The sequence below is a fragment of the Micromonospora sp. CNZ280 genome (assembly GCF_011759515.1).
Genome location: NZ_JAAOYP010000001.1, coordinates 760,715 through 778,898, shown reverse-complemented (window position 1 = coordinate 778,898; position 18,184 = coordinate 760,715). Strand labels below are relative to the sequence as shown.

The 18,184-nt window shown below is 71.7% G+C and carries 22 protein-coding genes; 8 read left to right on the top strand and 14 right to left on the bottom strand.

Features of this window, described 5'->3' with window-relative positions; genetic code table 11:
• Positions 1 to 52 precede the first annotated feature (52 nt).
• The 4 genes from FHX32_RS03735 to FHX32_RS03720 all read right to left on the bottom strand — a co-directional run bounded on the left by FHX32_RS03735 (position 53) and on the right by FHX32_RS03720 (position 4,605).
• Positions 53 to 1,102, bottom strand: a complete 1,050-nt coding sequence (locus FHX32_RS03735) for a LacI family DNA-binding transcriptional regulator (protein WP_167179468.1) — start codon at positions 1,100 to 1,102, stop codon at positions 53 to 55.
• Between the two features lie 66 nt (positions 1,103 to 1,168).
• Positions 1,169 to 2,134, bottom strand: a complete 966-nt coding sequence (locus FHX32_RS03730) for a carbohydrate ABC transporter permease (protein WP_167179467.1) — start codon at positions 2,132 to 2,134, stop codon at positions 1,169 to 1,171.
• 1 nt (position 2,135) lies between these two features.
• Complete coding sequence (locus FHX32_RS03725; protein WP_167179466.1) at positions 2,136 to 3,185, bottom strand: carbohydrate ABC transporter permease; 1,050 nt, start codon at positions 3,183 to 3,185, stop codon at positions 2,136 to 2,138.
• Between the two features lie 70 nt (positions 3,186 to 3,255).
• The gene (locus tag FHX32_RS03720) at positions 3,256 to 4,605 is read right to left on the bottom strand and encodes an ABC transporter substrate-binding protein (protein WP_167179465.1); all 1,350 of its coding nucleotides are present in this window, start codon (positions 4,603 to 4,605) and stop codon (positions 3,256 to 3,258) included.
• Between the two features lie 248 nt (positions 4,606 to 4,853).
• On the opposite strand from FHX32_RS03720, the gene FHX32_RS03715 reads away from it, so the two are divergent.
• On the top strand, positions 4,854 to 5,627 hold the full coding sequence (locus FHX32_RS03715; protein WP_167179464.1) for a peptidoglycan DD-metalloendopeptidase family protein: 774 nt from the start codon (positions 4,854 to 4,856) through the stop codon (positions 5,625 to 5,627).
• Between the two features lie 82 nt (positions 5,628 to 5,709).
• Here FHX32_RS03715 and FHX32_RS03710 read toward each other — a convergent pair whose 3' ends face one another.
• The 6 genes from FHX32_RS03710 to FHX32_RS03685 form a co-directional block, all read right to left on the bottom strand.
• Entirely contained in the window at positions 5,710 to 6,204 is a 495-nt protein-coding gene (locus tag FHX32_RS03710; protein WP_167179463.1) for a TspO/MBR family protein, read from the bottom strand.
• A gap of 138 nt (positions 6,205 to 6,342) precedes the next feature.
• Positions 6,343 to 6,771: a hypothetical protein gene (locus FHX32_RS03705; protein WP_167179462.1), complete on the bottom strand. Its 429-nt coding sequence runs from the start codon at positions 6,769 to 6,771 to the stop codon at positions 6,343 to 6,345.
• Positions 6,772 to 7,452: 681 nt separating this feature from the next.
• Positions 7,453 to 7,596 carry a GPGG-motif small membrane protein gene (locus FHX32_RS03700; RefSeq protein ID WP_167179460.1) on the bottom strand — a complete coding sequence of 48 codons (144 nt, stop codon included), beginning with the start codon at positions 7,594 to 7,596 and terminating at the stop codon, positions 7,453 to 7,455.
• A complete protein-coding gene (locus tag FHX32_RS03695; RefSeq protein ID WP_167179457.1) occupies positions 7,587 to 8,363 on the bottom strand; it encodes a metallophosphoesterase in 777 nt (258 codons plus the stop codon). The genes FHX32_RS03700 and FHX32_RS03695 overlap by 10 nt, the downstream gene beginning before the upstream one ends.
• A 10-nt stretch (positions 8,364 to 8,373) precedes the next feature.
• The gene (locus tag FHX32_RS03690) at positions 8,374 to 8,583 is read right to left on the bottom strand and encodes a hypothetical protein (RefSeq protein ID WP_208418277.1); all 210 of its coding nucleotides are present in this window, start codon (positions 8,581 to 8,583) and stop codon (positions 8,374 to 8,376) included.
• A 56-nt stretch (positions 8,584 to 8,639) separates the two neighbouring features.
• Complete coding sequence (locus FHX32_RS03685) at positions 8,640 to 9,230, bottom strand: nucleotidyltransferase (protein ID WP_486481073.1); 591 nt, start codon at positions 9,228 to 9,230, stop codon at positions 8,640 to 8,642.
• Positions 9,231 to 9,386: 156 nt separating this feature from the next.
• Between FHX32_RS03685 and FHX32_RS03680 the strand changes: the two genes are divergently transcribed.
• A complete protein-coding gene (locus FHX32_RS03680) occupies positions 9,387 to 10,124 on the top strand; it encodes a dTMP kinase (RefSeq protein ID WP_167179452.1) in 738 nt (245 codons plus the stop codon).
• Between the two features lie 35 nt (positions 10,125 to 10,159).
• On the opposite strand, the gene FHX32_RS03675 is transcribed toward FHX32_RS03680, so the two are convergent.
• A complete protein-coding gene (locus FHX32_RS03675) occupies positions 10,160 to 10,843 on the bottom strand; it encodes an SDR family NAD(P)-dependent oxidoreductase (protein WP_167179450.1) in 684 nt (227 codons plus the stop codon).
• A 237-nt stretch (positions 10,844 to 11,080) separates the two neighbouring features.
• Between FHX32_RS03675 and FHX32_RS03670 the strand changes: the two genes are divergently transcribed.
• From FHX32_RS03670 to FHX32_RS03660, 3 genes are all read left to right on the top strand, one after another.
• Positions 11,081 to 11,995, top strand: coding sequence for a MurR/RpiR family transcriptional regulator (locus FHX32_RS03670; RefSeq protein WP_088992263.1), 915 nt, complete (start codon positions 11,081 to 11,083; stop codon positions 11,993 to 11,995).
• On the top strand, positions 11,992 to 12,942 hold the full coding sequence (locus FHX32_RS03665) for an N-acetylmuramic acid 6-phosphate etherase (RefSeq protein ID WP_167179448.1): 951 nt from the start codon (positions 11,992 to 11,994) through the stop codon (positions 12,940 to 12,942). Before FHX32_RS03670 ends, FHX32_RS03665 begins: the two co-directional genes overlap by 4 nt.
• 502 nt (positions 12,943 to 13,444) lie before the next feature.
• Positions 13,445 to 14,434, top strand: a complete 990-nt coding sequence (locus FHX32_RS03660) for a sigma-70 family RNA polymerase sigma factor (protein ID WP_208417935.1) — start codon at positions 13,445 to 13,447, stop codon at positions 14,432 to 14,434.
• A gap of 139 nt (positions 14,435 to 14,573) precedes the next feature.
• On the opposite strand, the gene FHX32_RS03655 is transcribed toward FHX32_RS03660, so the two are convergent.
• Complete coding sequence (locus FHX32_RS03655) at positions 14,574 to 15,548, bottom strand: C40 family peptidase (protein WP_167179444.1); 975 nt, start codon at positions 15,546 to 15,548, stop codon at positions 14,574 to 14,576.
• A 502-nt stretch (positions 15,549 to 16,050) separates the two neighbouring features.
• On the opposite strand from FHX32_RS03655, the gene FHX32_RS03650 reads away from it, so the two are divergent.
• Positions 16,051 to 16,590 (top strand): DUF6232 family protein, encoded by a 540-nt coding sequence (locus FHX32_RS03650; RefSeq protein ID WP_486480896.1) that lies wholly within the window; start codon positions 16,051 to 16,053, stop codon positions 16,588 to 16,590.
• 30 nt (positions 16,591 to 16,620) lie between these two features.
• On the opposite strand, the gene FHX32_RS03645 is transcribed toward FHX32_RS03650, so the two are convergent.
• Positions 16,621 to 16,959 carry a DUF3817 domain-containing protein gene (locus FHX32_RS03645; RefSeq protein ID WP_167179442.1) on the bottom strand — a complete coding sequence of 113 codons (339 nt, stop codon included), beginning with the start codon at positions 16,957 to 16,959 and terminating at the stop codon, positions 16,621 to 16,623.
• Positions 16,960 to 16,984: 25 nt separating this feature from the next.
• A complete protein-coding gene (locus FHX32_RS03640) occupies positions 16,985 to 17,392 on the bottom strand; it encodes a hypothetical protein (RefSeq protein WP_167179440.1) in 408 nt (135 codons plus the stop codon).
• A gap of 128 nt (positions 17,393 to 17,520) precedes the next feature.
• Here FHX32_RS03640 and FHX32_RS03635 point away from each other — a divergent pair, with 128 nt between their 5' ends.
• Together FHX32_RS03635 and FHX32_RS03630 are read left to right on the top strand one after the other, a co-directional pair.
• Positions 17,521 to 17,841 (top strand): DUF6158 family protein, encoded by a 321-nt coding sequence (locus FHX32_RS03635; RefSeq protein WP_167179439.1) that lies wholly within the window; start codon positions 17,521 to 17,523, stop codon positions 17,839 to 17,841.
• On the top strand, positions 17,841 to 18,161 hold the full coding sequence (locus FHX32_RS03630; RefSeq protein ID WP_167179437.1) for a hypothetical protein: 321 nt from the start codon (positions 17,841 to 17,843) through the stop codon (positions 18,159 to 18,161). The genes FHX32_RS03635 and FHX32_RS03630 overlap by 1 nt, the downstream gene beginning before the upstream one ends.
• The last annotated feature ends 23 nt before the right edge of the window (positions 18,162 to 18,184 follow it).

Here is an 18,184-nt window from a genome sequence, read left to right as displayed (position 1 = left end):
TCGAGCCGGTCGTCGGTGCGGTGGACGCCCGCCGGGGCGGGACGGCTGCCGTTCAGTGTGCCCGGGGTGGCGCGGTCGATTCGCGGACGACCAGCCGAGTGGGCAGGATCACCGGAGATCCCGGCGGGCCGTCGCCGGGCGGGGCGGCGAGCGGATCGAGGACCCGGCCGCCGAGCGGGTCGAGCAGCAGCCGTGCGGCGAGCCGGGCCTGCTCCGCCGCGGGCTGCGCGATCGTGGTCAGCCCGAGCGCGCCGGCCAGGTCGTGGTCGTCGATGCCGACCACGCTCACGTCCTGCGGCACCCGCAGCCCGGCCTCGCGCAGCGCGGTCATGGCACCCATCGCCATCTCGTCGCAGGCCGCGAAGATCGCCGTCGGCGGGTCGCCCCGGCGCAGCAGTTCCTCCGCGGCCCGGGTGCCGCCGTCGATGGTGAACTGCGACTCGACGTCCAGGCTCGGGTCCGGGCGCAGCCCGGCCGCTCGCAGCGCGTCCTGATAGCCGCGGCGCCGGTCCAGGTGGGTGGTGAAGGCGAGTTCGTCGTCGGGGTCGCCGGAGATGTGCGCGATCCGGCGGTGGCCGAGGTCGAGCAGGTGCCGGGTGGCGGTCCGCGCGGCGGCCACGTCGTCGATGCGTACGGACGGCCAGCCGGGCACGCCGGTGCCGGAGCTGACGATCACCCCGGGGAGGTCCAGCGCGGCCAGGGCGGTCAGGTCGGGCGCCCGCAGCGGGGTGGCGACCAGCATGATGCCGTCCACCCGCTTGTGCAGGTTGGCCGTCCGCAGCACCCGCTGGCGGATCCGCTCCCGCCCGCCGAGGTTGTACAGCAGCAGGTCGTAGCCGGCCTGGTGGAGGAACTCCTCGACCGTCTCGACGATGACGCCGAAGAACCACCGGGTGATCCGGGGGACCACCACGGCGACCGTTCCGGTCCGGCCGCCGGCCAGCCGGGAGGCGCTGGGGGAGACCGCATACTCCAGTTGCTCGGCGGCGGCCAGCACCCGGCGGCGGGTCGCCGCCGAGACCGTCGGCAGGCCCCGCAACGCCCGCGAGACGGTGGCCGTGGAGACCCCGGCCAACCGGGCGACATCGTCGATCTTCGTCATGGTTCCGCGCTCCCCACCCACCCACGCGCGCCGCCGCCGGTCACCCGGCGGCGGCGCGGCCGCGGGTCAGCCCTTGACGCTGCCGGCGAGCAGGCCTCGCACGAAATAGCGCTGCAGGGAGAGGAAGACCAGCAGCGGTACGACGATCGAGACGAACGCGCCGGCGGTCAACCGCTGCCACTCGTTGCCCCGGGTGCCGGCCAGCTCGGCCAGCCGGACGGTGAGCGGGGCGGTCTCGTCGGTGCCACCGGCGAAGATCAGCGCGACCAGCAGGTCGTTCCAGACCCAGAGGAACTGGAAGATGCCGATCGCGGCCAGCGCTGGCGTGATCAGCGGCAGGACGATGGTCCGGAAGATCTTGGGATGGGTGGCCCCGTCGACCCGGGCCGCCTCCATCAGATCTCCGGGTAGCTGCGAGATGAAGTTGTGCAGCAGGTAGACGGCGAACGGCAGCGCGAAGCAGGTGTGCGCGAACCACACCTGGGCGAACTTCTGCGCGCCGTCGAGGTCCCAGGCGGGCAGCAGGGTCACCCCGGCCAGGGTGACCCCGTTGGAGAAGAAGCTGAGCAGCGGCACCAGGGCCATCTGCAGCGGCACGATCTGCATCGCGAAGATCGCGATGTAGACCCAGTCCCGGCCGCGGAAGTTGATCCACGCCAGCGCGTACGCGGCCAGGGCCGCGAAGGCCAGCGGGAACAGCACCGAGGGGATGGTGATCGCCAGCGAGTTGATGAAGTAGCTGGCCAGCTGCCCGGACGACGAGGACCGCCCGAACAGCACCTCCTGGTAGTTCTCCAGGGTGAACTGGGGGTCGCTGAAGAACGTCCACCAGCCGGTGGTCTTGATCTGGTCCTCCGGCCGGAACGAGGAGATGAACAGGCCGAAGGTCGGGATGGTCCAGACCAGCGCGATGACGATCGAGACCAGGGTGGCGGTGCGGCTGGTCAGCCGCTTGCGCACCCGGGCGGCCCGGGTCTTCGGCTGGTCGGTCGCCTGCGCGCCGGTGGCGAGCGTGGGCGTGGTGGTGGTCATCTCAGCCCTCCCGCTGCTGACGCAGGTTGCGGATCTGGTAGATCACGATCGGGATGACCAGGACGAAGAGGAAGACCGCCAGGGCGGAGCCCTGCCCGTTCTGGCCGTACCGGAACGCCTGGTTGTACATCTCGTTGGCGATCACGCTGGTGTCGTAGTTGCCGTTGGTGGAGGTCCGGACGATATCGAAGACCTTCAGGGTGGCGATGGAGATGGTGACCACCACGACGATCAGGGCCGGCCGGATGCTCGGCAGGGTGATCTGCCAGAACATCTGCCAGGGGCTGACCCCGTCGAGGCGGGCCGCCTCCACGATGTCCGCCGGGATCGCCTTGATCGCGGCGGAGAGCACCACCATGGCGAAGCCGGCCTGGATCCACACCATGATCACGATCAGCAGCAGCGTGTTCAGCGGCGAGTCGAGCAGCCACTGCTTCGGCTCGCCGCCCAGGCTGACCACTATCTGGTTGAGCAGGCCGATCTGCTCCTGCTCCTCGCCCCGGAACGCGTAGATGAACTTCCAGATGATGCTGGCGCCGACGAACGAGATCGCCATCGGCATGAAGATGAGCGACTTCGCCAGCGCCTCGAACCGGACCCGGTCGACCATGATCGCGTAGAGCAGGCCGATCGAGGTGGCCACCAGGGGCACCAGGAGCACCCAGACCAGGGTGTTCAGCAGTACCCGGACGATCGAGTCATCGGTGAACATCCACTCGTAGTTGCCCAGGCCGACCCAGTTCTGGCTGTTGCCGTCCATGAACGACAGCAGTGTGGTGCGGATGGCCGGGACGACCAGGCCGACGATGAGCAGCAGCACCGTCGGCAGCAGGAAGAAGAGCGCGAAGAGGCCCTCGCGGGGCTTGGTGCGCCGGGGGAGCGGGGCGCCGCTGGCCGAGGCGGCGATCAGTTGGGCCTCGCGGCGCCGGGCGAACCAGGACGGCACCGCGTCGAGCAGCAGGAGCAGGCCGCCGATCAGCGCGACGAAGGCGACCAGTCCCCAGAGCAACATCATCAGCTTCGGCGACTCGTCGGCGAAGTCGAAGTTCATCAACCCTCCCAGGGGTGTCCGCGAGGCGAGTGGGCCGGCCCGCGGTCACGGGCCGGCCCACCGTCTCAGGTCACTTCGGCCAGGTGCTCTCGATGCCCTGGAGCACCGTCGCGGTGTCCTTGCCGTTCACCCAGTCGACCATGCCCTTCCAGAAGGTCCCGGCGCCGACCGTCGCCGGCATCAGGTCGGAACCGTCGAACCGGAAGACCGTGCTCTTGTCCTGCAGGATCTGGACGGAGAGCTTGTCGATCGGGTTGGCGACGTTGGCCAGGTCGAGCTTGTTGTTCGCCGACACCCAGTCGCCGATCTTGGCCCGGCTGTTCGCGTGCTCACCGGAGGCGAGGTAGGTCTGCACCGCCTGCACCTCGGGGCGGTCGGCGAAGGCCGCGACGAACTCGCCGCCGCCCAGCACCGGCTTGCCCTTGGCCGGGTCGATGGCCGGGAAGTAGAAGGCGAAGACGTCGCCGTCCTCGGCCACCTTGGTGCCCTCGGGCCACTGGTTGGCGTAGAACGACGCCTGCCGGTGCAGCGCGCACTTGCCGGTGGTGATCGGCACGCCGGCCTCCTGGAAGGAGGTGGTGGCGATGCTCTTCACCCCGCCGAAGCCGCCGTTGACGTACTTGTCGTTCTTGAGGATCTGGCCGGCCCGGTCCAGCGCCTCGGCGACCTTCGGGTCGTTGAACGGGATGCCGTGGGTGGTCCACTGGTCGTAGACCTCGGGGGTCTGCGTCCGCAGCATCAGGTCTTCGATCCAGTCGGTGGCCGGCCAGCCGGTCGCGTCACCGGACTCGATGCCGGCGCACCACGGCTTGGTGCCGGTCGCGGCGATTGTGTCGCTGAGCTTGATCAGGTCGTCCCAGCTGGTCGGGACGGTCCAGCCCTTCTCCTTGAACGTCTTCGGCGAGTACCACACGAACGACTTGACGTTCGAGCCGAGCGGGGCGCCGTAGAAGGTGCCGTTGACGGTCGAGTACTTCAGCCAGTCGGCCGGGTAGTTCTGCTCGGCCATCGCCTTGGTGTCCGCGCCGGCCGCCTTCAGCTTGCCCTGGTCGACGAAGCGCTTCAGCAGCCCCGGCTGCGGGATGAAGGCCAGGTCGGGGGCGTTGCCACCGTCGACCCGGACGCCGAGCTGCGCCTCGAACTCACCGCTGCCCTCGTGGTCGATCTCGATCCCGGTGCACTCGGTGAACTGCTCCCAGGACTGCTCCAGGCGGTCGGCCTCGATGTCCCGGATCGACGAGTAGATCGAGACCTTCTTGCCCTCGTGGCCCTGGTACTTCTCGTATGCGGCACACTCCGCGGAGCCCGCGTTGCTGCTCTTGTCGTCGTCGCCGCCGGTGCCGCAGGCGGTGGCGCTGAACGCCAGCCCCAGTACGCCGGCGATTACGAAGGCCTGGCGTGGTCTGGCAAAGACCGCCATGCCGTCCTCCTTCCTTGCCGGCGCGGTCACGGTCGTGACCTGGCGCCGGTCCGATGGGCGTCCCCACATGTAAGCGCTTGCATCTGGTCCGGTCCAGCCCCTGCCGGACACGACCGAGTAACAATCCGGAAACCCGCCCGCCCCCGGTGGGCACGCTCCCACCCCGCATTTTCACCTCTTTCGATCGATGGCGATTTCTGTCACGCTAAAGGCAGGCGATCGAAGGATTTCGACATAGGAGGTGCTGGATGGCTAAGCGGTGGTTAGGCCTGATCGCGGCGGGCCTGCTCGTGGTGGGGATCACGCTCCCGGCGGCCCCGGCGATGGCCGCGCCGACGTTCAAGGTCCCGTTCCCCTGCGGGCAGACCTGGTCCGGGCAGACCCGCACCAACCACAGCCCCGCGTACGCGGTCGACTTCAACCGCACCGACGACCTCGGCGACCCGGTGGTGGCCAGCGCCCCCGGCACCGTCGACCGGGTCACCGACCTGGGCGGCACCAGCTACGGCAAGTACGTCCGGATCGACCACGGCGGCGGCTACCACACCTACTACGCCCACCTGAACGGCTTCAACGTCTCGGTCGGGCAGAGTGTCGGCTACGGCAAGGTGATCGGCTGGGTCGGCAGCACCGGCGGCTCGACCGGCCCGCACCTGCACTACGAGCAGCGGCTGAACGGCAACGACGTCCAGGTCCGGTTCAACGGCACGCTGGCGCTCTACTGGGGCACCAAGAACTACACCAGTGACAACGGCTGCGGCAGTACGACCGGCTCCGGCACGGTGAACACCAGCGGCACCCCGCTCAACGTGCGCTCCGGCCCGGGCACCGGCTACGCCGTGGTCGGCACCGTCGCCGACGGCACCCGGGTCACGATCTACTGCCAGACCAGCGGCACCAGCGTCACCGGCACCTACGGCACCAGCTCGATCTGGGACCGGATCGGCACCGGCCGCTTCATCGCCGACGCCTACGTCTACACCGGCTACGACGGCTACATCCCGAACGTGCCACGCTGCTGAGCGGGTTGCCGGGGCCCCGGCACCCCGCCGGGGCCCCGGCACCCCGCCGGGGCCGGCCCGTCACGCGTCCTGGCGCGACGGGTCAGCTGTTCAGGCGCCAGATGGCGAAGTTCAGGGCGGCGGCGAAGGTGACCCATGCCCAGTAGGGCAGCATCAGCAGCGTCGCCGGGCGGGACACCTTCCGGAAGAGGGCGACGGTCACGCCGATCGCCACCCACATCACCAGGATCTCGACGAACGCCCAGCCGTACCGGCCCGCGCCGAAGAAGAGCGGCGTCCAGACCGCGTTGAGCACCAACTGCGCGATCCACGCCCAGAGGGCCGGGCCGAAACCGACCCGCCGCCAGACCAGCCAGCCGGCCACCGCGATCGTCGCGTAGAGCAGGGTCCAGACCGGCCCGAAGAGCCAGGACGGCGGGGCCCAGGAGGGCTGTTCGAGGTTGGCGTACTCCGCCGTGGTGCCCCGTACGCCCAACCCGCCGACGGCGGCGGCGACGAAGACCGCCGCCGCGAAGCCGAGCAGCGCCCACCACTGCCGCGCGCCGCTCGTCCGCCCGACGCTCCGAGACATCTCCATGGTCGAGATATCTCCCGTCTGGCGGCCGGTAAACCCACCGCCCGACGGCCGTCACGCTGCGTGTCGACGACGGTCGGCCGGGCCACCGCGGTGGCCCGGCCGGATTACTGCGTCAGAGCCCGTCGTCAGGGGCGACGATCAGGCGGGGGACCAGGTGGAGCTCCACTGCTCGTCGACCCAGTTGCCGTTGTTGTAGACGCCGACACGGAAGTAGAGGTCGTTGCCCTCGGTGTAGTTCTTGTTGCACACACCCCAACGCCCGGCGCCCAGTTTGTTGACGCAGGCTCCCGAACGGCCGCTGCCGTCGTCATTCCAGTTGGCGGCGACGGAGTTTCCGTCAGCGGCCTTGTCGTAGACGTACCACTTGTCGCCGTAGGGCTGGTAGCAGATCTTTCCTTCTTCGATCGAGGTGCATACGTGATGATAATCGCCCGGCGCGCTGGAGGCCGTGGCGTAATCCGTCTCCGTGCCGTGGTAGGCGGCCGAGGCGGGGCTCGAAACCGTGAGTGCCAGGAGCGCACCGGCGGCGGCGGCCAGTGCGAAGAGCCTGGTACGGGGCTTGCGCATCTACGATCTCCTCGTTGTGCTTGACCGAGACCACCGCGCGGGCGGCCTCCAGCCTCGTGGAAACGGCGTTTCCCTCAGGCTGAAGAAACCGCGGCAGAATGAGGCGACACGCGCGACCGACGGCGAGGGTCTCGGCGGTGATGTCGACATCCTGGCCCGGCACGGGACGCCCGGTCAAGTGGGGAGCTGATTGGCCCAGACATGTTGGAAACGATTGGCCCAACATGTTGGTAATGATTGCCCCACGCGTGTTGGGAAATCGCTTGCGAGAATTGCCGGCGCCCAATGAGCGGCATGTGTTCGATGCGGGTGGCGGAAAGCCGCGATCCGATTATCGTACGTGTCCATCATGGATCGGCGGCGCTTCGGAATTGTGGCCGATGACGGGGAGCTCGGGCGGCGGAACTTTCCCCCGGGCGCGGCGTCCGGCGGTGCCGCGATCCGCGTGACGCGCCGACGGCGGGCGCTGCCCGTGCCCATTGCGAGATCAACGTTAGCCCAGCGTGACGGCGGTCGGGCCCTCGCGGCGCTCCCTGGCCCGGACGCGCGGGGCCGGGGTCGTCACGGAACCCGGACAACACAGCGCCGGGGTCGTCGTGTCCGGAGGCTCCTGTCGGGAGGACGGAGTTCCGGCCACGACGACCCCGGCGGGTCCTCGGGCGGCGGCGTCGAGCCGCCACGTCAACTGAAGATGCTGACACCACCCGGCCCGACCAGCAGGCCCACCACGATGAGGACGACGCCCCACAGGATCTGCCGGCGGAACAGCGCGAGAATGCCGGCGACCACGAGTACGACTGCGAGAATCCAGAGAATCAGCTCCATGACCGCTCCATACCCGAGGTTCCGATCCGGGAAACCTGGTGTTGATCGAGGTGGTCGCCCAGGTGGAAGACGCTGTAGGCCTGCTTGATGACCGGGTGGGCGACGTTGCGCACCCGGACCCCGCCCGGGGTGGTCCCGCGCTCGGTGCCCGCGTGCGCGTGCCCGTGCAGGGCGAGCACGGTCGGCGCCGAGTCGATCGCCTGCCCCAGCTGGTACGCGCCCAGGAACGGGTAGATCTCCAGCGGCTCGCCGGCCAGCGTGTCCGGCACCGGCGCGTAGTGGGTGAGCGCCACCAGCAGGTCGCAGTCGAGCGAGCGCAGTGCCTCGGCCAGCCGGTCCGCGCTGTCGGTGGTGGTCCGCACGAACGCCTTCATCTCCGGCTCGCCGAAGTCGCTGGCGCACCGGCCGGCGAACCCGCCGCCGAAGCCCTTCACCCCGGCGATGCCGAGCCGGCCGCCGGCGCACTCCAGCACCACGCCGTTGCCCTCCAGCACGGTCATGCCGGCGTCCTCCAGCACCCGCACCACCTGCGGCACCTGGTCGCACTGGTGGTCGTGGTTGCCGAGCACGGTCACCACCGGCACGCCGAGCCCACCGAACTCCTGGGCCACGCAGCGCGCCTCCGACTCGGTCCCGTGCCGGGTCAGGTCACCGGCGAGCAGCAGCGCGTCGGCGTGCTCGGGCAGTTCCTCCAGGGCCGGCCGGAACCGCCCGACCACGTCCTCGTCCAGATGCACGTCGCCCACGGCGGCGATCCGGATCACCATCGAACCTCCCTCAGGGCAGTTCCTCGACCTGGGTGGGCGCCTGCGCACGGATCACCCCGATGTCACTGGTGATCGGCACGTCGGGAAAGCGTTCGGCCACCCGGCGCAGGATCTCCTCGCGCCGGTGCGGGCTCTCCACCTCGCCGGAGAGCACGAGGGCGTGTTCCCGGCGGATCACGTTGATGCCCTGCTCGGCCACGTCCGGGTCCTCGGTCAGCATCCGCTGGATCTCCGCTTCGACGTACTCGTCGGGCGGCCCGGCGCCGCGATGCACGGTCACGGTGTCCCCTTCCCCTCCGGGGTGCCGGTGTACGGCACCACGTCCAGCCGGTCGAGCAGCACCAGGAACGCCTCCGCGTACGGCGAGTGCTGCGTCTCCTTCCGTACCCGTTCCCAGTCGATCTGCTCCCGCAACGAGCGGGCCAGTGGCAGACCGCGGGCGAAGTCGCAGTAGTGCTGGGAGAAGCTGAGCAGCTTGTGCACCATCAGCTGGGTGGCCGAGAGCACCGGCATGTGGATGGCGTCGACCGGCCGGACGACGGTGTCGGCGAAGGTCTCCTCGGTCACCGGGGTCTCGATCGGCCGGTGGATCAGGTCCACCATCCGCCCGTCGTCGTAGACCTTCACCAGCCAGTCCTCCGGTGGGCGCTCGGCGGTGAAGCCGGCCTCGACCAGCGCCTCCAGGGCGCGGTCGACGTCCTCGCCGCGGATCAGGAAGTCCACGTCGTGCTCGCTGGAGTGGCCACCGTGCGCGTAGACCGCGAAGCTGCCGCCCAGGGCGAACGGGATCTCGGACTGCTTGAGCACGGCGGCGACCTTCTTCAGGGTGGTTACCAGGGTCTCGTCCCCGCGCTCGGCCATCTGGATCTCCCGTCGTCGTGAGGTGGACAGGCGGTTGGGATCGAACTTCGATACCCGGCATTCCGGTCGCCCACACCTGGCCCGGTCCCGGGTGGGTGCCAACCGGGAGCATGACGGACAAATCACCCGGTACGCGAGCGTGCGTCGGATAGCCTGTGTCGGGTGGCCAGATCAACGCGGACGCGGCGCGGCAGGGCCCGATTGCGCGCCGTCGCCCTGATCGGCATCGACGGTTCGGGCAAGACCACCCAGGCGCACCGCCTCGCCGACGCGCTCACCGCGGCCGGCCGCCCCGCCACCTACCACCGCAACGCCGGCGGCCGGCGCTGGCTCGGCCGGGTCGCGCAGCGGCTCGGCCGTCCGGACGCCCAGCGGCTGGTCGGGCGCACCGGCCTGCTCGCGGTGGAGTCCGTGCTGCGCTGGCTCGCCATCGCCGCCGCCCTGCTCAGCTGCCTGGTGACCGGCCGGGTCGCGGTGATGGACCGCTACTCCGCCTGCCAGTACGCCAGCATCCGGGCGCACGGCGGGCACCGCTGGGAGCGGCTGGCCCGGGTCGGCTACCGGCTCTTCCCGGCGCCGCAGCTGACCTTCCTGCTGGCCGTCGACCCGGCCGAGGCGTACCGGCGGATCGAGCGGCGCGGCACCGACCACGAGAGCATCCGCTATCTCACCGCGGCCGACACCGCCTACCGGACGCTGCCCGAGTACCCGACGTTCGTGCTGGTCGACGCCGGGCGATCGGCGGAGGAGGTGTCCCGGCAGATCCAGGACCACCTGGCCGGCTGGCTGTCGGCGGCTGAACCGCGGCCCGACGACCCGCCGCCCGCCGGCGCCGGTCCGGCGACCCGGCCGGTCGACCGCACGCCGCCGGGACGGCTGCCGGCGCGCGTCGTGCCCTAGGCGGGCCTCCCGCAGGCCGACACCGGGTCGGCGGCTCAGGCCCGGCCGTACACCGGGATGCTGGCGCCGCTGGTCGGCGCCGACTCGTCGGAGGCCAGGAACCGGATCACCCGGGCGATCTCGGCCGGGTCGACCCAGCGGGAGTGGTCGGCGTCGGGCTGGGCGACCCGGTTGGCCGGGGTGTCGATGACGCTCGGCAGCACGGTGTTGCAACGCACCCCGGCGGGCCGGTACTCGACGGCCACCGCGGCGGCGAAGGCGAGCACCGCGGCCTTGGCGGTGACGTAACCGGCGGCCCCGGCGAACGGGGCGACCGCGGCCCGGGACGAGACGCAGACCACCGCGCCGCCGCCGGCCGCCACCAGGTGCGGCAGGGCCGCCCGGGTGACCAGGTGGGTGGGGCGCAGGTTGACGGTCAGCATCCGCTCGAACTCGTCGACCGGCGTCTCGTGCACCTTGCCGCCGCCGGCGTACCCGCCGACCAGGTTGACCACCGCGCGCAGCGGCGCCGCCGGGTCGCCGGCGGCGGCCTCGACCGCGCGGTGCGCCCCGGCCGGCTCGGTCAGGTCGGCCACCACGCGGACCGGCCCGTCCGCCGTCGTGGCCGGGCCCTTCCGCTGCGGTACGACCACCCGCCAGCCCGCCTCGACGAACGCGGCGGTGACCGCACCGCCGAGCCCACCCGTGCCTCCGGTCACCAGCACACTGCGATCCGCCATGCCGCCCACGCTAGCGGCGGTTCGGCGCGGCGTGGTCCCCGCCCGGGCGGCGGCCGGCGACCGACCGGCAGGCCGGTCCGGCCCGGTGGGCGGAGGCGCCGGCCACCACGGCGGTGGCACGCTGTCAAGTTGCTACGCAGTGGCACCCTGTCCTGCGGAGCGCGCCGATTGGCGGTACTTTCGCCAACACGCGGAGTCATGGTTGACGCTCACGCCTCATGAAAGTAAGTTTCATCCGTGGCGAAGAGTCCGAAGATTTCTGCGAGTCACGAGCCGGGTGGGCTGATCGTCCACATCAGCGGCCTGCTCCCCTCGCTGTCCCCGGCCGAGCAGCGGGTCGCCCGGTTGGTCGTCGCCGACCCGGCCGACGCCGCCCGCCGGACGATCACCGACCTCGCCACCGCCGCCGAGACGTCCGAGGCGACCGTGATCCGGTTCTGCCGGTCGGTCGGCATGGACGGCTACCCGCAGCTGCGGATCCGGCTCGCCGCCGAGGCGGCCCGCCGGGTCGAGCCGCCGGACGCCCGGGTCGTCGGCGGCGACATCCCACCCGGCGCCGACCTCGCCCAGATCATCGCGACCATCGCGTTCAACGACGCCCGCGCCGTCGAGGAGACGGCCGAGCAGCTCGACCCGGCGGTCTGCGAGCAGGTCGTGGACGCCATCGTCAACGCCGGCCGGATCGACGTCTACGGCGCGGGCGCGAGCGGCTTCGTCGCCTCCGACTTCCAGCAGAAGCTGCACCGGATCGGCCGCACCGCCTTCTACTTCCCGGACGTGCACACCGCGCTGACCTCGGCCGCACTGCTCGGCCGGGGCGACGTCGCGGTCGGCATCTCGCACACCGGCACCACCTCCGACGTGGTGGAGGTGCTGGAGCAGGCGCGCGCCCGGGGCGCGGCGACGGTGGCGCTGACCAACTTCCCGCGCTCGCCGATCACCGAGGTCGCCGACTTCGTGCTCACCACGGCGGCCCGCGAGACCACCTACCGGTCCGGCGCCATGGCCAGCCGGCTGGCCCAGCTCACCGTGGTCGACTGCCTCTTCGTCGGGGTGGCGGCGCGCAACCGCGCCCGGGCCAGGAAGGCGCTGGAGGCGACCGCCGAGGCCGTCCAGTCGCACCGGGTGGGCTCGGGCCGGAGGCGGGCATGACGGCTGTGGAGCCGGACGAGCAGGCGCCTTCGATGGCGGCCGGGCCGGCGATCCGGGTCGGCGCGCCCACCGAACGCCGCAACCCGCTCAGCGTCGACCTCGACCTGATGTCGACCCGCGAGGTGCTGTCGGTGATCAACGAGGCGGACCGGCGGGTGCCGGGCGCGGTCGCCGCCGTCCTCGACGAGATCGCCGAGACGGTCGACCTCGCGGTGACCGCCCTGCGCGGCGGGCACCGGGTGCACTACTTCGGCGCCGGCACGTCGGGCCGGCTTGGCGTGCTCGACGTCGCCGAGCTCGCCCCCACCTTCAACTCCCCGCGGCACTGGTTCTGCGCCCACCTGGCCGGTGGTCCGGACGCCATGTGGCAGGCGGTGGAGAACGTCGAGGACGACGATCGGGCCGGCGCGACCGAGGCGGCCGACTGCGTACGCTCCGGTGACGTGGTGGTCGGCCTGGCCGCGAGCGGGCGCACCCCGTACGTCCTCGGGGCGCTCGCCGCGTCCCGGGCCGCCGGGGCCGCGACGGTGCTGCTCTGCGCGAACCCGGAGGCGGAGGCCGCCCGGGCGGTCGACGTCTTCATCGGCGTGGACACCGGCCCCGAGGTGATCACCGGGTCGACCCGGATGAAGGCGGGCACCGCGCAGAAGCTGGTGCTGAACACGTTCTCCACCGCAGTGATGGTGCGGTTGGGTCGGGTTTACTCGAACCTCATGATCGACATGATGGCGACCAACGCGAAGCTGCGAGGTCGGATGATCTCGATCCTGGTCGAGGCGACCGGGTGCGCGGAGGAGATCTGCCGGCGGGCCCTCGACGAGGCCGACGGTGACCTGAAGACGGCCCTGGTGTCGCTCGTCTCCGGTGCCGACGTGTCGGTCGCCCGGGCCGCCCTGGCCCGCTCCGCCGATCAGGTACGCGGCGCGCTCGCCCTGCTCGCCTCCTGAGGCGCCGGCGCTGGCCCGGTCACCCCGGGACGTGCCACTCCGGGCGGCCCGGAACGTGTCGTCCGACCCGTCCGGTACCGGCCCGCCGCGTCGGGCATAACCGGAGGCCCCGGATTGTTCAACCTGCCGTGGGGTATCACCATGGGCGTGGATGAACCGACCCGGCCGCCCAGCGCGTATGTGGCAGTGACCAGGATCGCAGCGCGGCGGTGACCCGGGTCGCTGTGCTCCCGGGACGGGCGGTGTTGCCATGGACCGGGCGGACGGCGTCCGTCGATCCGTAACCCGTGTGTGGTGCCGAGCGATGAGCAGCCCGACGGGGTGCTGACAGCAAACATGGACCGTGCTCTCAGCTGATTATCAGGCATTCGTGACACTTTCGACTCACGACATGGAATCCCCGACACGTCTCATCTGTTGTGTAGGTGTCAGCACCGGTGGGCACGGCGGAAGTTACGGGGGAGGGCTGATGGACGTGGGGACGGCAAGGAACCGGGTGGGGATGGCAAGGAACCGGGCAACCGGCGCGAGCGAGGGGACCGTGGGCAACGTGGACAAGAACATCGGCATGCGAACCGACGAGGTCGCCGAGGAGCGTGACCTGGTCGGCGTCTACCTGCACGAGATCTCCCGGACGCCGCTGCTGGACGCCGCCAAGGAGGTCGATCTCTCCAAGGCGATCGAGGCCGGCCTCTACGCCGAGCACCTGCTCGCCGAGGACCGCGTCCCGGCCGGTGCCGGGCGGGACGAGCTGGAGCGGCTGGTCGCCGAGGGCGAGCGGGCCAAGGACCTGTTCATCCGGGCGAACCTGCGCCTGGTGGTGTCGATCGCCCGGCGCTACGTGCGTTCCGGGATGCCCATGCTGGACCTGATCCAGGAGGGCAACACCGGCCTCGTCCGGGCCGTCGAGAAGTTCGACTACGAGCGGGGCTACAAGTTCTCCACCTACGCGACCTGGTGGATCCGCCAGGCGATCAGCCGGGCGATCGCCCAGCAGGAGCGCACCGTGCGGCTGCCGGTGCACCTGGTCGAGGACGTCAACCGGATGCGCAACGTGGCCCGGCAGCTCACCCGCGAGCTGGGCAGCGACCCGGAGCCGGAGCAGATCGCGGCGGCCCTGGGGGTCACCGTCGAGCGGGTCAACGAGCTGGTCCGGTGGTCGCAGGACACCGTGTCGCTGGACACGCCGGTCGGCGACGACGGGGACACCAACCTCGGTGACCTGGTCGCCGACAGCGACGCCCCGTCGCCCGAGGAGATCGTCCTGACTGGCCTGGAGCGGCAGCGGATCGAGGGCCTGCTCAACCACCTCGACGACCGCTCGGCCGGGATCATGCGGGCCCGGTACGGGCTGGAGGACGGCCGGGAGCACTCGCTCACCGAGGTCGCCTCGCGGTTCTCGCTCTCCCGGGAGCGGATCCGCCAGCTGGAGATCCAGGCGCTCGGCCGGCTCCGCGAGCTGGCCCGCGCCGAGGGGCTGCAGGCAGCCTGAGCTGATAGTAATGACGACGAACGGCCGGCGTCCGATAGGGGGACGCCGGCCGCTCGCCGTGTCCGGGGCCACAGCCGCCCGCGAGGCGTGCCGGGCCTTTCCGCGAGCCGTCGTCAGGTGGCTGCCCGGGGCCGGCGGGTCAGCGGACCCGGCCGTAGCCCTGGATGGGCATCAGGTTCATGCCCCGCTTGAGCACGTTGCGCCCGGCGCTGGGCGCGTCGATCACCTGCCCGCCGCCGACGTAGAGCGCCACGTGGCCGAGGCCGCTGTAGAACACGAGGTCGCCGGGGCGCAGGTCGGCGCGGCTGATCCGGGCCACCACGCCCCACTGCATCCGGGTGTTGTGCGGCAGTGACTTGCCGGCCGCCCGCCAGGCCGCCGAGGTGAGGCCGGAGCAGTCGTAGCCGTCCGGGCCGTCGGCGCCCCACCGGTACGGCTTGCCCAGCGCGCCGTAGGCGTAGCGGACCGCCACCCCCGCCCGGCCGGAGATGGCGGGCGCTTCGTCGGCGCTGCCCGGCCGCGCGGCGGGCTGCTCGGTGGCCCGGCCGTACGCCTGGCGGCGCAGGTCGTAGAGACGGGCCAGGTCGCGCTCGATGCGCTTCTTCCCGGCCGCCAGCTCCCGGGCCTGGGCGGCCTGCCGGCTGAGCGTGACGTCCAGCCGGGTCTTCTCGGCGAGCAGCGCGCGCTGGTCGGCGGCGAAGCCGGCGATCCGCTCCTGCCGCTGCCGGGTGAGCTGGTCGAGGGCGTCGAGCCGGTCCAGCAGGGTGCCGGCGGAGTCGGGTCGCAGCAGCGCGTCGGCGGTGCTCAGGTCGCCGCCGGTCTTGTACGCGGTCACCGCCAGCGCGCCCACGTCGGCCCGGCTCTGTTCGCTCTGCCGTTCCAGCGGCTCGATGCGCTCCTGCAGACCGGCGACGGCCGCGCGGTTCTCCTTCATCTCCTCGCGGAGCTTGTTGTACGCCTCGACCACGTGTTCCAGCTCGGCCGAGGCCTTCTCGATCCGCCGGGTCAGTTCCGCGGCGGACGGCTCCGCCCGGGCCACCGTGGCCGGCGCGAGCAGTGCGGCCGACAGCACCGTGACGGCCAGACCGCGCAGCGTGTTCCTGAGGGACGACAAGAGCGGAAGGCTCCTTCCCCACCGGCCGCCGAAGCTGCTGGGGCCTCGGGCGGCACCCGGGCCGGAGCCATCCGGGTGGACGGCGTTCGACCGGGCCGGGCTCGCTCAACCTAACCCGGGGCAGGAGTGGCCCGCAGTGAAAGCCGGGGCGAATGTTGACAAAGGGGGCGGCGATGGCACACGTGCCGTCACGGCACGTGTGTGGCGGGTCGCTCCGTCAGGCGCCAGAGTCGCCGGCCTTTTCGGGGTACGGAGGGACTTGTCGGATACGTCGTTCCAGGCGTATGCCGGCGGTTGTCGGCGCGCTATAACCGATAAGACGGACTTGGCTGGCTCTATCCGGCGGACCGCCGGTGACCAGCACTGCCAGAGGTGGCGAAAACGACGGTCCGGGCTGGCGGGGCGGCAACACAATGAAGCGCGGAGCCGGGAATCCCGCCGGCGGGCATTGACGCCCGTGCCGGCGGCGGCCGACCCGGCGCACCAGCCGTGGGAGGTAGCCGTGAACCACGATGGCGCCACGACCCGACCGCCGCGACCGCCCCGACCCGCCAAGGTGAGCGCGGAGAAGAAGAACACGCTGCTCTACGCGCAGCCCGGGATCATCGTCACGGTCGACCGGTTCACCGTCGGCCGCAGAACCTGGCGCGTGGCCGAGCTGACCCACCTGCACACCACTCGTGGGCCGCACGACCGGGTGGCGATGCGCGCGGTCGCCGCCAGCGGCGTGGTGATCGCCGGCGTCGGCCTGCTGCTCGGCTTCACCGGCGGCCTGCAGCGGCTCACCGCCGGGGCGTACCTCACCCTGGGGGTGGTGTTCCTGCTGCCGGTGCTGCTCGCCGCGGCCGGGGACCGGTGGCGGCCGCCGGCGTACGAGCTGTGGGGCTGGCACCGGGGCACCGAGGTGCTGCTGTTCAGCAGCGACGACGAGCGGCAGTTCGGCCAGGTGTCCCGGGCGTTGCGCCGGGCCCGGGAGATGAACCGCTACGGCGGCTGGGAGGAACCGGTCGCCTCGATGGACCCGTGGCGGCCGACCCGGTGACCGCGGTGGCGGCGGCGGAACCGGGCCGGGTCAGCGGGGGGCCGGCACGGCCGGCTCGGTGGCCGGCTCGGCGCGCCCGGCGGTGACCCAGGAGCTGACCCGGCGCTCGGCGTAGAAGGAGACGAACGGCACGGTGCCGGCCAGCATCACGGCGAGCATCCGCTTCAGCGGCCAGTCGGCCCGGCGGGCCAGGTCGAACGCGGCCACCAGGTAGACCATGTAGAGGAAACCGTGCGCCGGGCCCACCGTCTCCACCACGACCGGGTTGTCGAAGCCGTACTTCAGCGGCATGCCGATCACCACCAGCAGGATCAGCACCACGCCCACGATCCAGGCGATCACGCGGTACCGGGTAAGGGCTGCGCCCACCTTCGTCCGTCCTTCCGACCCGGGGTCAGCCGGGGTAGTCACCGGGCCGGGCGCCCGGATTGGCGTTCAACCATTGCAGGTAGCGGTTGTAGGCGGCCAGGTCGGTGTCCTCGTCGTCGGCGGCGGGCACCGGCACCCGGGCGACCCGCACCGGCCGGCGTACGCCCGGCCGGGTGGTGGACCCGGACGGCGCCGGCGGGGTCGCGGCCGGCTCCGCGGCGGCCGGCCCGCGCAGGGCGTGGCGGACCTCACGCCACCAGACGAACACCACGAAGCCCGCGAAGATCGGCCACTCGAAGGCGTACGCCCAGCTCAGCGAGTTGCCCGAGGCGGCCCGGCCGATCTGCCACCAGCCCAGCGCCAGGAAGCCCACGACCAGCACGACCATGGCCACGTGGCGCACGATCCACGCCGGGGTCCAGAGCCGCTTCATGGCATCGAGGGTACCGGGCCGCCGGCGTTCTCCGACGCGGTGTCGTAGTCCGCCCGCGCCGGAATGGTTTGGTGCGACCCGGTGTGGGCATCCGTCTAGACGCCAGCCCAAAACTCCACCAGGGGGGCGTGATGACCGGATCGATACGACAGGACGAGTTCCCGAGCCCGGAGCAGCGGATGCCCGAGTGGGGTGGCGACCAGGTCCACGACATGGCGTCCACCGGCGCGGACGACGACGACCTGATCGGCGTGGACCCCGCCGAACTGGCCGACGAGGACCTGGTCCGCGAGATGCACAGCCTGCACCGCACCCGGCTGGACACGCTGCGGCACGCATCCGACTCGGCGTTGGCGAACCACCTGCGCCGCACGGCCGAGCTGGAGACCGAGTACCTCGCCCGACACCCGCGCCGCGAGGTCGACCCGAGCCGGCTGCGGGACGAGTGATGGGGTCCGCCGAGCGCGGCGTGTCCGCGCCACCGGAGGTGGTGTTCAGCACCGCTGTCGACCCGGACCGGGCGTCGGCGTGGCTGCCCGAGCCGCTGCGCGCCGACGGCGCTCCCGCCGAGCACACGGACGCGGAGGAGTTGTCGGCGTGCTGGACCGCCCCGGGCGACTGGAGCGCCGAGCTGCGGGTGGACCCGGTCGACGCCGGCGGCGCCCGGGTCCGCCTCGACCTGACCGGTGGCGCCGACCCCGACCGGCTCGCCGGCGAGGCCCTGGACAGCCTCGCCCGTGAGGTGGCCGACAACCTGCAGGCCGGCTGAGCCGGCGCGGAGCACGAGGAGAC